The sequence below is a fragment of the Rhizobium sp. PEPV16 genome, assembly GCF_008919455.1.
Classification (GTDB): Bacteria; Pseudomonadota; Alphaproteobacteria; order Rhizobiales; family Rhizobiaceae; genus Rhizobium; species Rhizobium leguminosarum_Q.
Genome location: NZ_VSZV01000352.1, coordinates 47,369 through 62,556 on the forward strand (window position 1 = coordinate 47,369; position 15,188 = coordinate 62,556).

Genomic DNA, 15,188 nt, shown 5'->3' on the forward strand with positions numbered 1-15,188 from the left:
CATTGCGTCGAGGCGCTGTGGTCGGTTCGTCGCCATGTGGGGCAAAGTCATCCGTCAGGCGGGTGGCAGCCGGTCTTGCTCACGGAATGTTAGGCTGCACAATTCTCTTGTCGCGCAGCCGCTGAACGCTGATTGCTGCACATCCTCCGACCATATGTCATGCTCAACACCGGAGATGATTGGCCAGAATTCTATTTGCCACTAGAAGGCCGCCTAGCATAGGCCGGCACCTGAAACCGGCGGCGATAGTTCCCCGGAGCCAAGCCGGTTATCCTCCTAAACAAACGTCGAAAGAAGGCGGACTCCTCGTACCCTACCTGCCAACTTATCTCGTCGACGGAAGCCTCAGTTCGCTCTAGCCGCCGCTTCGCCTCCTCGATCCGCAGCCGTTGAACATAGGCGATCGGGCTCATGCCGGTCGCCTGGGTGAACCGTCGCTTGAAGGTCCGTTCCGTCAGCCCCGCCCGCTTGACCATCTCCTCCAACGGATTGGCGACGGAATAATGGGCGGCAAGCCAGTCCTGTGCAGTTTGGATCGCCTGGTCGCGGTGGTCGCGCCGCCCCTCGAAGACCATGTAGGGAGCCAGCCCGTCCTGGTGCCATTGCAGCGCAAAATAGCGGGCCACGGTCTGCGCCGCCGTCGCCCCTGCATGGCGGGCGATAAGGTAGAGCACGAGATCGTGCCATGTCATCGAGGCGCCGGACGTAATCAACTCGTCCCGTTGGCCAGCGACCACCAGCACCTGTTCCGGATGGATCGGGACCTGCGGGTAGGCGTCGCGGAACGTCTGGGCATAGCCGAAATGGACGGTGGCATCGGCGCCATCGAACAGCCCGGTCTCGGCAAGCAGGAAGATTCCCGAACAGGCTGAGCAGATCAGCGCCCCTTTCGCGTGCATCCTCCGGCACCATTCCACCAGCGCAGGATAGCGGCGCTTCACCCAGCCTTCCGGCCCGAGCACGACTGACGGCACGATGACGATGTCGGTCCGGTCGATTTCGGCGACCGGCCGCTGCACCACAATCGGCACGCGGCTGGCCAGCGTCAGCGGGCCGGCCCGTTCGCCGACGATCTCGACCTGGAAAGGTGGTGTCTTCGTAATGCCGCCGTCCGGAGGTACGATGGAAAAGGCGTTCATTACATCAAAGATACCGCTCAACGTCGATAGTGCCGCCTCCGGCAGCGCCACCAGGCTGACATGGAGCAGCTGCGGCGCCGGCGCCCGCTCAGCCTCCTGCTGCGTTCTCGTCATCATCGGTTCCCCTTTGCAGCAATAATAACCCCGGAGCGCAGCGGGGGCACGTCGAACGCGACAGCTTCCGGCTTTGCGTGGCGTAAATGGCCCGATCATGGCCTGCACCGCTCTGCCGCTCACCCTCGTCGCCTGCGATCCTCCCCCCACCTCGAACGGAGGTTTCCAACCAGGGAGAAACATCATGGATACCATGCAGACCAAGACCATCGACAGTGCAAAGCTCGAGACGCTGGTCGGTCGCGTCGTTAGCGATCTTTCCGCCGGCTATGGCGGGGTCATGGTCAGCCTCGGCCACCGCCTCGGTCTCTATAAGGCAATGGCCGACCGCGGGCCGCTCACATCTCGTGAAATCGCCAGTCGCGCCGGCTGCAGCGAACGATATGTGCGCGAATGGCTGAATTCGCAGGTGGCCGGTGCCTATGTCACTTATCATGCCGTCAGCGGCACCTATGAGCTGACGCCGGAACAGGCTTTCGTGCTGGCGAACGAGGACAGCCCCGTCTTCATCCCGAATGCCTGGGCAACGCCCGCTTCCATGTGGGCCGACGAGGAAAAGGCGGTCGAGGCCTTCCGCACCGGCGCCGGCATCCCTTGGGGTGACCATGATGGCCGACTCTTTTGCGGCGTCGCTTCCTTCTACCGCAATGCCTACCGCGCCAGCCTCGTGCCGGAATGGCTACCGGCGCTCGATGGCGTGGTGGAGAAGCTGAAGGCAGGCGCACTGGTGGCCGATGTCGGTTGCGGCCACGGCCATTCGACGGTGCTGATGGCGGAGGCATTCCCAAAGTCGAAATTCCACGGCTTCGACACGCACGAGAAGTCGGTCGACGAAGCACGCAAAGTGGCGAGCGAGGCGGGCGTTTTTGATCGCGCGACCTTTTCGACCGCGCGGGCGGAGAACTATCCGGGGAAGGGCTATGACCTCATCTGCTTCTTCGACTGCCTGCACGACATGGGTAATCCGGTGGCAGCCGCCACGCATGCAGCCAACGCCCTTGCCAAGGACGGCAGCGTAATGCTGGTCGAGCCCTTCGCCAACGACAGGGTAGAGGACAATATCTCGCCTGTCGGTCGGCTCTACTATGCCGCTTCGACGACGATTTGCTGTGCCCATGCGATTTCTGATGGAGGTCACACCGTGCTGGGTGCCCAGGCCGGCGAGGCAAGGCTCAAGGACATCTTCCGCAAGGCGGGCTTCACCCGCTTCCGCAAGGCGATGCAGACGCCGTTCAACCTGATCCTCGAAGCCCGCCTCTGACAGAGGCCGGCGACTGAGGGCGCCGGACTTGGCACGACCAATGCAGGCCTCCGATGTTTGCACGGAGCCTGCATTGCCGCCGAACCCGGCCAGAGGTCGTCGAGATAGAGAATGAATGGCGCCGGGGCGATATCGGCCGCAGCCCGGTACTCAGTCACTCTTCGGGCGCGATGAAAGTCTTCGTGCGTCCCGTGGACGCCGCGCTTCGAAACCCGAAACCACCTCTTCAACGATCTCTGCAACTCCATCGGCGTCGCACCGTCGCGCGCCTGGACCGACATGCCTTGCATGACAGCCGATAAGGAACGTGCGAGACGGTGCGCGTCGGCCTTAGCTGCGAAAGATGAAAGTGCATCAGCGATGCGTTCGCGCATGGCATCACGTCGGGCAGCTGCATCACGGGCAAGCGTCGCGTGGTCTGGATGGCAGGCTGTCGTGCCGCTGGAGATCATGCACCCACGCTCTCGGTCCGGATGCGTCACGGCCCGAACCCCTCCCTCCAGTAGCAGCCACACAGCTTGAGCCAGCGACGCGGCTTTGCCCATTTCGAAGCGCCGACGAGCTCGCTTAGTCGAGATCGCCTTTTCCTCACGGTTTTCTCGTTGGTGCCGTATCGCCGTGCAAGCGCCTCGGTTGGGAGCTTCCGATAACGGTAGCCCTGCTCGAACGACGTACGTGGTCTTGGCGCTGCCCATGAAGAAATTGGCCCATAGAGACTCCCTCTGCGATCGCGACAAGAATACGCCATAAGACCCAGGGACTAAACCACCCAGTGTACGAGGGTGAGCACGGATATCTGCAGGTGCGAAAGCCGATGATATGTAATTCTCGATGCCGAAAGCGTTGACATTTAAGCGCAAGCCGTATGTATAAAGATTACAACATGGTGTGAGACAAAGTGAATGCTAGCGATCCTCGCAGACGATCTGACCGGTGCGTTAGACTCGGCAGCGCCGTTTGCCGGCCGGGGTCTCTACACGGAAGTTGCTCTTCATCAAGAAGCTATCGCTGACATCGTGAAGAGCGCGCCCGACGTCCTTTCAATTAACGTTGATACTCGCGAGATTAGTCCGGACGAAGCGCGGGCGGCTACCGCTGCCGTCGTCGCTCTGTTGCCGGCGGGAACGCGGTTGTTCAAGAAAGTCGACTCGCGGCTCAAGGGCAATATCGCCGCCGAACTTGACGCAATACCTTATTCTCGGGCCGTTGTTGCACCGGCCATTCCTCAATTTGATCGTTTCGTCGAAGCCGGCAGAGTGACAGGTTTCGGTGTCGCCACGCCGATCGACATTGCCGACAGGCTTGGGGCGCATGCCGGCCGTGCCAGCGCGCCGGATACCCGTTCGTCCGCTGACATGGAGGCCGTTCTCCAGATTGCTGAAACCGACGGCACAGACCTATTGGTTGGCGCGCGTGGCCTTGCCGAAGCACTCGCGTGCCGAATGACGGCGATGGCCAAGGCGCAAGCGGCAACCATCCCGACCGGCCGGATCACCTTTGTGATCGGCTCGCGGGACCCGATCACGCTTGCGCAGGTCGAGCACTTGCGCATGAACTTGGCCTTACAATATTTGCCAGCCCCGAACGGTATCTTCAACGGATCCCCGGCGACCGATGCCGAATTAACGCTCGTTCAGGCGACGCCAGGCTCAGAAGGCGTCAGTCCGAAAGCCGTGGCGGATGCGTTGGCCGATGGTGTGCTAGAATACCTTGTCCGCAATGACGGTACACTTCTTTTGTCTGGAGGAGCAACGGCGGAAGCAGTGCTGCGCCGACTTGGGCTGTCGCGAATGCGGCTGCATGGCGAATGCCTGCCGGGTCTCGGTCTAGCGTCCGCAAATGGGCGTTGCATCATTGCCAAATCCGGCGGATTTGGTCAGCCGGACACGTTGAAGAACATTGCAGAAATGGTGCTGCGGAAGGCGGGTTGAGATATGGGACTGGAAACTGGAACCGTCCGAAGGGGGCTTGCCGATATCGTGTTCGAACGCATGCTGCGCGCCATCAAGTCTGGTGCCTACAAGCCCGACGAGCGCCTGCCGACCGAACATGATCTTGCTGCAGAATTCGAGGTTTCTCGCCCGGTCATCCGCGAAGCGCTGAAACGCCTGCGGGACCAGAGCCTGATCTATTCGCGTCGCGGTGCCGGCAGCTTCGTCCGCTCGGTCGGCCTGCGAAATCCGCTCGGTTTCGGCCAGCTGGAAAATGTCGCCGACCTTCTCAACTGTTACGAGTTCCGCCTGACGATGGAACCGACAGCCGCCGCGGCCGCCGCAATCCGCCACGATGCCGACAGTCTGAAAGCGATCCGTCAGGCGCTGGAACTGCTGCGCGATGCCACGAACCGCCAATCGCATCGTGAGGACGCTGACTTCCAGTTCCATCTCGCCATCGCCCGCGCCGCGCAGAACAACTATTTCTCCACTGCCATGGAAGCGCTGAAGGACCACATTGCTGTCGGCATGAAGTTCCACGGCGCCTCGATCAAACGAGAAGCATCCGGCCTGTCCCGCGTGTTCGCCGAACATGAAGCGATTGCGACAGCCATCGCCAACCGCGACGAGGACGAAGCGCGACGCTTGATGCTGGAGCATCTGAAGGGCTCGCGCGAAAGGCTGTTCCAGTCGTCACATCAGTAGGGCGGCTGTCCAGGCTGTTGGCAGTCCCTTCTGGCCTGTCGTCGCCCTTCGGCCCCATCACAAGGGGTGGTCACCGCTTGCCTCGATTAGGCCTCGACTATTCGCCCAGATTAGCCCTCCACTACGATCCACTCCCCAAAAACAAAAAAGGCGGCGCATCACTGCACCGCCTTCGTCCTCAAGGCTGGCGTCTCAGAAGCTGGCCCGATATATTCCCAGAACGTCATCGACGCTCATATCAGCCGGGTTGTTGTCCATCAGGCGGCGGATGGCATGCGCATCCGCGGCAAAGCGCGGCAGGTCGGCTTCGGTCGCGCCGTGTTTCGCCAGTGACATCTCGATGCCGAGATCGGCACAGAAACCAAGGGCCTCTGCGCGCAGATTCGCCTGCGAAAGACCGTGACCGAGGCCCAGCGCCTGCGCCACCTCTGCGGTCTTTTCCTGCGCCACTGGCTCGTTGAAGGCGAGCACGTGCGGAAACACGATGGCATTGGCGAGCCCGTGTGGCAGGTGCAATAGCGTGCCGAGCGGGTAGGCGATGGCATGGCCCGCCGCCGTATTCACCGGCCCGAGGCAGATGCCCCCGTAATAGGACGCCAGCATCAGCCCCTCGCGGGCTTCGTGGTCGGATCCATCCTTCACAGCGCGGGCAAGATATTTGCCGACGAGGTGAAAGCCCATGCGGGCAAAGCCGTCGATCATCGGATGCGCGCGCTTGCTGGTAAATGCCTCGACGCAATGGGCCATGGCATCCACGCCGGTTGCAGCGGTCACGGCCGGCGGCACCGAATAGGTGAGTTCCGCGTCGAGCACGGCAAGATCGGCGATCAGATGTGGGCTTTCGACCGCAATCTTGGCGCCCTTGATCGGGTCGGTGATTAGCGAGCGGATGCCCGCTTCCGAGCCAGTGCCGGCCGTGGTGGCGATCTGCGCCAGACGCGTGCTGCGTCCTGCTACCTTGTTGGAGCCGGCGACATCGGCCAACGTCTGCTCGCTGTCCCAAAGGGCAGCGAGCAGCTTGGCGACGTCCATGACGGAACCGCCACCGAGACCGACCACCAGATCCGGCTTTGCCGCGCGCGCCGCTGCCAGCGCAGCGTCGAGCGTTGCAATCTCCGGCTCGCCGGGAATGGCATCGAACACGGCGACCTTGCCCGGCAGTTTCAGCCGGTCGACGAAGCCCGCGGTGATCGGCGTGGCAATCACCAGCGTCGAGGAAACCTCTCCGGCCCAGGTGCAGACCTCGCCGATCGTTCCGGCGCCGACGATAAGCCGTTTCGGTTGATGCAGGATGATGACGGGAACGCTGCTCATACCTGCTCTCCTTTACCGTCTGCAACCAGCTTACGGGCGTAGGCGATGGCCGACAGCATGTTACCGTGGTTGGCAATGCCCTTGCCGGCGATGTCGAAGGCGGTGCCGTGATCGACTGAGGTGCGGTCGATCGTCAGGTCGACGGAGACGTTAACGGCCGTATCGAAGGCGACGAGCTTGATCGGGATATGGCCCTGGTCGTGATATTGCGCCACAACGAGATCGAAGCCGCCGGAATAGGCGCGGTGGAACACCGTGTCGGCCGAGATCGGACCATAAGCATCGATGCCTTCGGCTCGGGCGGCGGCCACGGCCGGCGCGATCTGGTCGTCATCCTCGGTGCCGAACAAGCCGTTCTCGCCGCAATGCGGGTTGATGCCGGCAACCGCGATGCGCGGGCGCTCGTAACCGGTGCGCTTTAGGTGGTCATTGCCGGCTCTGATGGTCGCCAGCACCCGCTCCTTGGTCGCGCGGCGGATCGCCTCCTGCAGGGAGACGTGGGTGGAAACGTGGATGACCTTCAGCTTTTCGGACGCCAGCAGCATATAGGCGGCCGCCGATTTCGTCAGGCTGCGCAGCATGCCGGTATGGCCGTCGTAATGATGGCCGGCAAGATTTAGCGCTTCCTTGTTGATCGGCGCGGTGACGATGCAGCCGATCACCCCAGCTTCAGCATCGCGGACCGCCTTTTCGATGAAACGGAAAGCCGCATCACCGGCGACCGGCGACATCTGGCCCCATGGCAGCGGTGCACCTTCGATCGGCAGATCAACGACGTAGGGTGCAAGATCGATAACGACGTTCAGCGCCTTGCGGGCCGCTTCCAGCGTCGGCAGGTTGCCGTAGATGCGGGTGGCGGCACGGTCCGTATCGCCCATTTCGGCCAGCGCCCGCACCGTGATTTCTGGTCCGACGCCGCAAGGGTCACCCATGGTGATGCCGATGATATTGCTCATGATTATTCTCCGGCTACTGCACTGGCCCAGCCTGGCGCCAGACGAACGTATTTGATGGCGCGCCTGTAATAAGTATAGGCGATGTGAAGACTGCCGTCGGTTCCCTCGAGCAGCCACGGATAGGACATTTCCTTGTTGTGACCGTCGATCGAATTGTTCGACAGGCAGGTGCCCAGACCTTCCTCGATGATGATTCGTTGCGAAAAACTCTTTGCCCCGTCATCGGAAATGCAGACGCTGACCGGTGCGCGCGGCACGCCCCAGATCGGCACGCAGCCGCCATCCGGGTTGGCATCCGGCCGATCGTCGTGCTTGCCCAGCTCGTCGTAAAGCGAGGCGCGGCGATCTGCGGACATGTCCGCATTGATCGGGTTGCAGATCATTGCGATACGGCCATCTTTCAGGCGGATCGCGGCGATCGATGAATTGTTGTTGGGCACGTCGGTCGCCTGCGGCACAGACCACGTACGCCCGCCATCGGCGCTCTCGGTGCGATAGACGAAATCGGCCTGCCTGCGACGGAACACGGCGGCAAATTTTCCGTCGCCAATGGACACCGGACTCATATGTACGCAGCCGATCGAATGCTCAAGATCTTCCAGACGCCAGGTCTTGCCGCCATCTTCGGAAATGCCGACGGCGGCGCGGTCATGGCTGCCGTTCCACTTCTGGCCCGGCCGCTGGATGCAGCGAAAGATCGGCAGAAGCCAAGCGCCATCGTCGCGAATCGTCAGCGGTGCGCGAACGAAACAGCCCCGCGGAAGGTCGAGGTAACGCCCGTCGCCCGTTGTCAGCTTTGTCTGGTCGGAGGCATCGCGCTTTACCTCGGCCATGCGGATACGGCATTCGTCCTGATTGCCGGAAGGCTGCGAGGTGTGGAACAGAAACAGGCCGCCACCGGGCGCCGCAAACAGAACCGGGTTTTGCTCAGAATGGTCAGGATCGAAACTCAGCCGCTGCTGCTCACCCCATCTATCTGACCCCGCCGCCAGAACCGAAGCAAAGATCGAGATATCCGACTTTCCTTCCAATGTGCCGCCGAACCAAGCGCAGATCAGCGAGCCATCCACGGCAAGGTGCAAGAAGGATGCGTGGTTCTGGATCATCGGTGAGGCCAGCATGGCCTCGTGTCGTCCGTTTCCGGCGGCTTTCACCGTGCCGGTCATGACGGTCGCGATCTGTTCAGGCGTCATCGGGGTCTCCTCTTAACCCCCATGAAAATCACCAAAATAAAAAAGTTGTCAAGTTTGAAAAACTCACACATTTGCCATTGACGGTCCAAATTATCGATGCATGTATTTGAAATTAGGTGGTTTTATGAAGGTAAATTTTGTACAAAATGATAGTTCCGAATATTTAATTTGACAAACTTGCCCAGAAATCCGATGGTCTGCGCCAGCCCGCTCATAGCGACGAAAAGGACGGAGGCATCCCGACCGACGCACAGGGGTCTCAAGGAGGAATGCCTTTCGGCCGCACTGCCGAAAGGCCATTGACCAGATGAACAGCAGCGGTGCGATCTGCACCCAAAGGGAGGAGAATGACATGAAAACCTCGCGCCTATTCGGAGCCATTCTGGGCTCTGTCCTTGCACTCGGTACCGGCGTCGCTCCGGCACAGGCCGCCTCGAGCGACATCAAGATCGTTTTGCCGGAAGAAGCCGACTTGCTCGAGCCCTGCATGGCGACGCGCTCCAATATCGGCCGCGTCATCATGGAGAATGTCAGTGAAACGCTGACCGAGCTCGATGTGCGCGGTAAACAGGGCGTCATGCCCCGCCTCGCTGAAAAATGGGAACAGACCGGCGATGGCGCCTGGCGTTTCCATCTGCGTCAGGGCGTAAAATTCTCCGACGGCAAGGCCTTTGGCGCCAAAGATGTCAAATACAGCTTCGATCGCATTTTCAGCGACAAGAACGTCTGCGAATCCCGCCGTTATTTCGGCGGCATGAAGTTCGACGTGAAGGTCGTCGACGACAACACCGTCGATTTCAAGGTCGAGCCGGTTCAGCCGATCCTGCCTCTGTTGCTGTCGCTCGTCACCATCGTTCCGGAAGGCACGCCACTGGAGTTCGTCCGCGAGCCGGTCGGCACCGGCCCCTACAAGCTGTCCAACTGGACGCCAGGCCAGCAGATTGTTCTCGATGCGCGCGACGACTACTGGGGCAAGAAGCCCGCCGTCACCAAGGCCACCTATCTCTTCCGTGCCGATCCAGCCGTCCGCGCCGCCATGGTTCAGGCCGGTGAAGCCGATCTCGCTCCGTCGATCTCGCAGGTCGAAGCCACCAACGTCAAGACCGACTTCTCCTATCTCGACAGCGAAACGGTGTATCTGCGCATCGATGGCAACATCGCGCCGCTCAATGATATCCGTGTCCGCAAGGCGCTGAACCTCGCCATCGACCGTCAGGCCTTCATCGGCACGCTCGTGCCACAGGACGCGGTCCTGGCAACGGCTCTGGTGCCGCCGACGACGCTCGGCTGGAACCCGGACGTAAAGGTCTTCCCGTACGAACCGGATCAGGCCAAGAAACTGCTTGAAGAAGCAAAGGCTGACGGCGTTGCGGTCGATACCCCGATCACTGTTGTCGCCCGCACGGCAAACTTCCCGAACGTGACGGAAATCATGGAAGCCATCCAGACACAGTTACAGGACGTCGGCTTCAAGATAGACCTGCGCTTCGTCGAGGTGGCCGAGCATGAGGTCTATTACTCGAAGCCGTTCAAGGAAGGTCGTGGTCCGCAGATCGTTGCCGCCATGCACGACAATTCCAAGGGTGACCCGTCCTTCACCATGTTCTTCAAGTACCACTCGAATGGCACCCAGTCGGGTTACTCCGATCCGAAGGTCGATGATCTCATCGCCCGCGCTTCGGCCGCCACTGGTGATGAACGTGCAAAGCTGTGGTCGGAATTGATCGCCTATGTCCACGACGATCTCGTCGCCGATGTCCTGCTCTTCCACATGGTCGGTTATTCCCGCGTGTCCGAACGTCTGGACTTCAAGCCCAGCATCGCCACGAACTCGATGCTGCAGCTCTCCGAGATTGGCATCAAGAACTAACCCCCGACCATAATCTGAAGGGCGACCCTAATCGCCCCAATCGAAGCGAAATGGGCGGCGGTCCTGCCGCCGTCCATTCCAGCAAGATCGAGGTCACCATGCTCACTTTCATTCGCAAGCGCGCCTTCGCCAGCCTCATCTCGCTCGTCGGCCTGCTGGTCATGGTCTTCTTCCTGTCGCGCCTGACAGGCGACCCGGCTTCCCTGTTCCTCCCCGTCGAAGCATCCGCCGAAATGAAGGCCGAGTTTCGTGCACTGCACGGACTCGACCAGCCGCTTCTCGTGCAGTTCGGCCAGTATGTCGGCAATGTGGTGACCGGCGACCTCGGCGAAAGCCTGCGCAAAGCCCGGCCGGCACTTGATGTCGTTCTCGAAGCCTTCATCTGGACGCTGTGGCTCGCCATCATCACCATGACGCTGGTCACCATCGCGGCTATCGTCGTCGGCTCGCTTGCCGCCTTCCGCACCGGCGGTTTCTTCGACCGGTTTTCCTCGGTGGTGTCGCTGATCGGCGCTTCCGTCCCTGATTTCTGGCTCGCCATCGTCGCGATCGTGGTCTTTGCCATCCAGCTGTCCTGGCTGCCGACATCTGGCACAGGTACGCTGTCGCATTGGATCCTGCCGATCTGCGTGCTGTTCGTACGCCCCTTCGGCATCATCGTTCAGGTGGTGCGCGGTTCAATGATTTCGGCGCTCTCTTCCGCTTACGTGAAGACGGCCCGCGCCAAGGGCGTCAAATCCGGGCCGATCATCTTTGTCCACGCACTGCGCAACGCCATGCTGCCGGTCATCACCGTCATCGGCGATCAGGCCGCCAGCCTCTTGAACGGCGCAGTCATCATCGAGACCATCTTTGGTTTCCCCGGCGTCGGCAAATTGATGATCGACAGCATCCTGCAGCGTGACTTCAACGTCGTGCTTGCGGCGATCCTCGTCACAGCTTTCGCCATTTTCCTCATGAACTTCGTGATCGACCTTGCCTACGCTCTGCTCGATCCGCGCATCCGCTACTGAGGATCGACATGGCCATCCCATCCCACACGACCGACAACACCGTCGCCGCCGAGCCAAGCGCCTTCGTACGCATGGCGCGCATGCTGTGGGCGGACAAGTTTGCGCTCTGCGCCGCCATCTTCCTCGTCTTCGTCATTGTCATGGCGATCATCGGCCCGACCATTCTCGATGACCTCGCCACCAAGCAGAACCTGCGCGGCCGTAACCTCGCGCCGTTCGATTTCAGCCGCGAATGGTTCATGTGGCTCGGCGCCGATGCGCTGGGCCGCCCGCTCTGGCCACGCATCATCGTCGCCACTCAGAACACCATCATGGTCGCTGCCGGCGCCGTGCTGATCTCGGCTGTTGTCGGCACGCTGCTCGGCCTGGTCGCCGGCTTCGCGTCGGAGCGAACCAGTCAGATCATCATGCGTCTTGCCGACGTCATCATGTCCTTCCCGTCGCTACTGGTCGCCGTGATCGTGCTCTATATTCTCGGCTCGTCCATCCTCAACCTGATGCTGGTCCTTTCGATCACCCGTATTCCGGTCTATCTGCGCACCACCCGAGCCGAGGTTCTGGAAATCAAGAGCCGCATGTTCGTGCAGGCCGCACGAGTCATGGGCGCATCGTCCAAGCGCATTCTCTTCCGCCACATCCTGCCCGTCGTCTTCCCGACGCTGACGACGCTTGCCACGCTTGATTTCGCCTATGTCATGCTGGCGGAAAGCGCGCTTTCCTTCCTCGGCATCGGCATCCAGCCGCCGGAAATCACCTGGGGCCTGATGATTTCCCAGGGCCGCCAGTACCTCACCAATGCCTGGTGGCTGTCCTTCTGGCCTGGTCTGGCGATCATTCTTACTACGCTCTCGCTCAACCTTCTGTCCAACTGGCTGCGTATTGCGCTCGACCCCGTCCAGCGCTGGCGCCTGGAAATGAAAGGACCGAAAAATGGCTGATCATCTTCTCGAAGTCCGTAACCTCTCCGTCGACTTCCACACCGTCACCGGCACCGTTCACGCCGTGCGCAACATCTCCTACTATCTCGACCGTGGCGAAACGCTTGCCATCCTCGGCGAGAGCGGTTCGGGCAAATCGGTATCGTCATCTGCGATCATGAACCTGATCGACATGCCGCCGGGCAAGATCACATCCGGCGAGATTCTTCTCGACGGCAAAGATCTGTTGAAAATGTCCGCCGAAGCCCGCCGCAAGGTGAACGGCCGCCGCATCGCCATGATCTTTCAGGACCCCCTCAGCCACCTCAACCCGGTCTATACCGTCGGCTGGCAGATGCGCGAGGCGCTGAAGACCCACGGCATCAGCACGACGCAGGCACAGGCCGAAGCGTTGCGCCTTTTCAAGCGCGTTGCGCTGCCGGACCCCGAACGGGCGCTCGACAAATACCCGCACGAGTTTTCCGGCGGTCAGCGTCAACGCGTCATGATCGCTATGGCGCTGGCGCTGAAACCCGACCTGCTGATTGCAGACGAGCCGACCACCGCACTCGATGTAACCGTGCAGGCGGAAGTGCTAGCACTTCTGAAGGAATTGCAGCGCGAAACAGGAATGGGCGTTCTCATCATCACCCACGATCTCGGCGTTGTCTCGGAAGTCGCAGATCGCGTCGTCGTCATGGAAAAGGGCCAGTTGGTCGAAAGCGGCACGGTGCGCGACGTCTACCGCAACCCGCAGCACGCCTATACGAAAAAGCTGATCGCCGCCGCCCCCGGGAAGGGCGAAATGCACGAGCCGGAAGCACAAGGCGAACCGATCCTCAGCGTCAAGGACGCCCGCAAGTCTTACGGCGACTTCGAGGCGCTTAAGGGCGTTTCCTTCGACCTCAAGCAGGGTGAAACCGTCGCCGTCGTCGGCGAAAGTGGCTCGGGAAAATCGACGCTTGCCCGCATCCTTTTGCGCCTGGAGGAGCCGGATGGCGGCACCGCGCATTGGAAGGGAAAAGACCTCTTCACCATGTCGCCGGGTGACTTATTCAAGCTGCGCCGCGACCTGCAGATGGTGTTTCAGGACCCCACCCAGTCGCTCAACCCGCGCATGACGGTCTATCAGCTGATTTCCGAGGCCTGGGTCATCCACCCGGAAATCATGCCCAAGGCCAAATGGCGCGAACGCGTTGGCGAACTGCTCGGTCAGGTCGGCCTCTCTCTGGAGCACATGGGGCGTTACCCGCACCAGTTCTCCGGCGGCCAGCGCCAGCGTATCGCCATCGCTCGCGCACTAGCGCTCGAACCGCAGTTGATCGTCTGCGACGAGGCCGTGTCAGCGCTCGACGTGTCGGTACAGGCGCAGGTGATCACGCTTCTCGACAAGCTGCGCAAGGAGATGGGCATCGCCTTCATCTTCATTGCTCACGACTTGCCGCTGGTGCGCGATTTCGCCGATTACGTAATGGTCATGCAGAAGGGCGAGGTCGTCGAGCTTGGCACCGTCTCGCAAGTCTTCAACAACCCGCAAAAGCCCTATACGCAGGCGCTTCTCGCTGCCAGCCTCGATCCCGACCCGGACGTGCAGGCCGCAAACCGCAACGCCCGCCTCGCAAGCGTTGCCTGATATTGATACCGGAGTGGAATGATGACCAAGAAAGCCTTCGTCGCAATAGTGACATGCTTCAACGACGACGAGACCATCAATTACGAAGCCACCCGCGCCCAGGTGCGCCGGCAGGTCGCGGCCGGCAACAACATCATGTGCGCCGGGACCAATGGTGACTTTTCCGCACTCACCCACGGCGAAAAGGTCAAGCTGCTGGAGGAAGTGGTCGATGAAGTCGGCGGTAAGGTCGATGTCATCGTCAATGCCGGTATGCCCGCCACGTTCGAAACCCTGCAGCTAGCGAAAGAATTCGACCGCATCGGCGTCACCGGCATCGCCGTCATTACACCCTTCTTCATCGCCTGCGCGCAGGACGGCTTGATCCGCCACTTCTCGACGGTGGCAGACGCTGTCAACACACCGGTCTATCTTTACGACATCCCGGCCCGCACCCAGAATCACATCGAGCCGGAAACTGCCCGCAAGCTGGCCACCCACGGCAACATCGCCGGCATCAAGGATTCCGGCGGCGCGCAGGAAACCTTGGCTGCCTATCTTCAGGTCTCCAAGGAAGTCGAAGGTTTCGAAGTCTATTCCGGTCCCGACCACCTGGTCCTGTGGTCGCTGCAGAATGGTGCTGCCGGCTGCATTTCCGGTCTCGGGAACGCCATGCCGGACGTCTTGGCCGGCATCGTCGGTGGCTTCAACTCGGGCAATATCGCAGAAGCCGAACGTCAGCAGGAAATCTACACCGCCTTCCGCACAGACCTCTACGCCCACGGTTTCCCGCCGGCCATGGTCAAGCGCGCGCTCTACCTGCAGGATTCCTCTGTCGGCGCCAGCCGCCAGCCGGCGTTGCTTGCCGATACCGAACAGGACAAGAAGATTGCCGAAATCCTGAAGAAGTATGATCTCCTATTGGGTCAACGTGGATAAAATCGTTCTTGCATCAATGCCGGGACTAAACATCTAGGCTATCGAAAGCAGCCATTAGTTCGAGAGAACACACGCCGACTGGCGACCCGACGTGCGTGTATCGAGGGAAAGCCCGTGGCGTTGCATTGTTATCCGAGTGCTTCGTCCAATGCCGTCGCCGCGGCAAGACTGGTGGCTTATGCGTAAGGCGTCAGTCGCGATCGTCATTCTCGCTGCCGGCA

Annotated in this window: 12 protein-coding genes; 8 read left to right on the forward strand and 4 right to left on the reverse strand. The window is 61.0% G+C overall.

The features are described 5' to 3' along the window. Window positions 1-191 precede the first annotated feature (191 nt). Window positions 192-1,256 carry a helix-turn-helix domain-containing protein gene (locus FY112_RS31700; RefSeq protein ID WP_151520177.1) on the reverse strand — a complete coding sequence of 355 codons (1,065 nt, stop codon included), beginning with the start codon at window positions 1,254-1,256 and terminating at the stop codon, window positions 192-194. 181 nt (window positions 1,257-1,437) lie between these two features. On the opposite strand from FY112_RS31700, the gene FY112_RS31705 reads away from it, so the two are divergent. From FY112_RS31705 to FY112_RS31720, 3 genes are all read left to right on the forward strand, one after another. After that, window positions 1,438-2,514: a class I SAM-dependent methyltransferase gene (locus FY112_RS31705; protein WP_094088132.1), complete on the forward strand. Its 1,077-nt coding sequence runs from the start codon at window positions 1,438-1,440 to the stop codon at window positions 2,512-2,514. Window positions 2,515-3,416: 902 nt separating this feature from the next. Continuing rightward, a complete protein-coding gene (locus FY112_RS31715) occupies window positions 3,417-4,445 on the forward strand; it encodes a four-carbon acid sugar kinase family protein (RefSeq protein WP_151520178.1) in 1,029 nt (342 codons plus the stop codon). Between the two features lie 3 nt (window positions 4,446-4,448). Further along, a complete protein-coding gene (locus FY112_RS31720; RefSeq protein WP_027664892.1) occupies window positions 4,449-5,153 on the forward strand; it encodes a FadR/GntR family transcriptional regulator in 705 nt (234 codons plus the stop codon). Between the two features lie 192 nt (window positions 5,154-5,345). On the opposite strand, the gene FY112_RS31725 is transcribed toward FY112_RS31720, so the two are convergent. From FY112_RS31725 to FY112_RS31735, 3 genes are read right to left on the reverse strand one after another with little or no spacing between them, the layout of a single operon-like run. Beyond that, entirely contained in the window at window positions 5,346-6,467 is a 1,122-nt protein-coding gene (locus FY112_RS31725) for an iron-containing alcohol dehydrogenase (RefSeq protein ID WP_131627319.1), read from the reverse strand. Next, window positions 6,464-7,423 carry a 4-hydroxythreonine-4-phosphate dehydrogenase PdxA gene (gene pdxA, locus FY112_RS31730; protein ID WP_131627321.1) on the reverse strand — a complete coding sequence of 320 codons (960 nt, stop codon included), beginning with the start codon at window positions 7,421-7,423 and terminating at the stop codon, window positions 6,464-6,466. The genes FY112_RS31725 and pdxA overlap by 4 nt, the downstream gene beginning before the upstream one ends. Before the next feature lie 2 nt (window positions 7,424-7,425). Continuing rightward, window positions 7,426-8,616, reverse strand: coding sequence for an exo-alpha-sialidase (locus FY112_RS31735; RefSeq protein ID WP_151520179.1), 1,191 nt, complete (start codon window positions 8,614-8,616; stop codon window positions 7,426-7,428). Window positions 8,617-8,968: 352 nt separating this feature from the next. On the opposite strand from FY112_RS31735, the gene FY112_RS31740 reads away from it, so the two are divergent. The 5 genes from FY112_RS31740 to FY112_RS31760 all read left to right on the forward strand — a co-directional run bounded on the left by FY112_RS31740 (window position 8,969) and on the right by FY112_RS31760 (window position 14,967). After that, window positions 8,969-10,486 (forward strand): ABC transporter substrate-binding protein, encoded by a 1,518-nt coding sequence (locus tag FY112_RS31740; protein ID WP_151520180.1) that lies wholly within the window; start codon window positions 8,969-8,971, stop codon window positions 10,484-10,486. 98 nt (window positions 10,487-10,584) lie between these two features. After that, window positions 10,585-11,499, forward strand: coding sequence for an ABC transporter permease (locus FY112_RS31745; protein WP_131627681.1), 915 nt, complete (start codon window positions 10,585-10,587; stop codon window positions 11,497-11,499). An 8-nt stretch (window positions 11,500-11,507) separates the two neighbouring features. Continuing rightward, complete coding sequence (locus tag FY112_RS31750; protein ID WP_131627327.1) at window positions 11,508-12,437, forward strand: ABC transporter permease; 930 nt, start codon at window positions 11,508-11,510, stop codon at window positions 12,435-12,437. Continuing rightward, window positions 12,430-14,049 (forward strand): ABC transporter ATP-binding protein, encoded by a 1,620-nt coding sequence (locus FY112_RS31755; RefSeq protein WP_151520181.1) that lies wholly within the window; start codon window positions 12,430-12,432, stop codon window positions 14,047-14,049. Before FY112_RS31750 ends, FY112_RS31755 begins: the two co-directional genes overlap by 8 nt. 21 nt (window positions 14,050-14,070) lie before the next feature. After that, window positions 14,071-14,967: a dihydrodipicolinate synthase family protein gene (locus FY112_RS31760; protein ID WP_131643541.1), complete on the forward strand. Its 897-nt coding sequence runs from the start codon at window positions 14,071-14,073 to the stop codon at window positions 14,965-14,967. Window positions 14,968-15,188 lie beyond the last annotated feature (221 nt).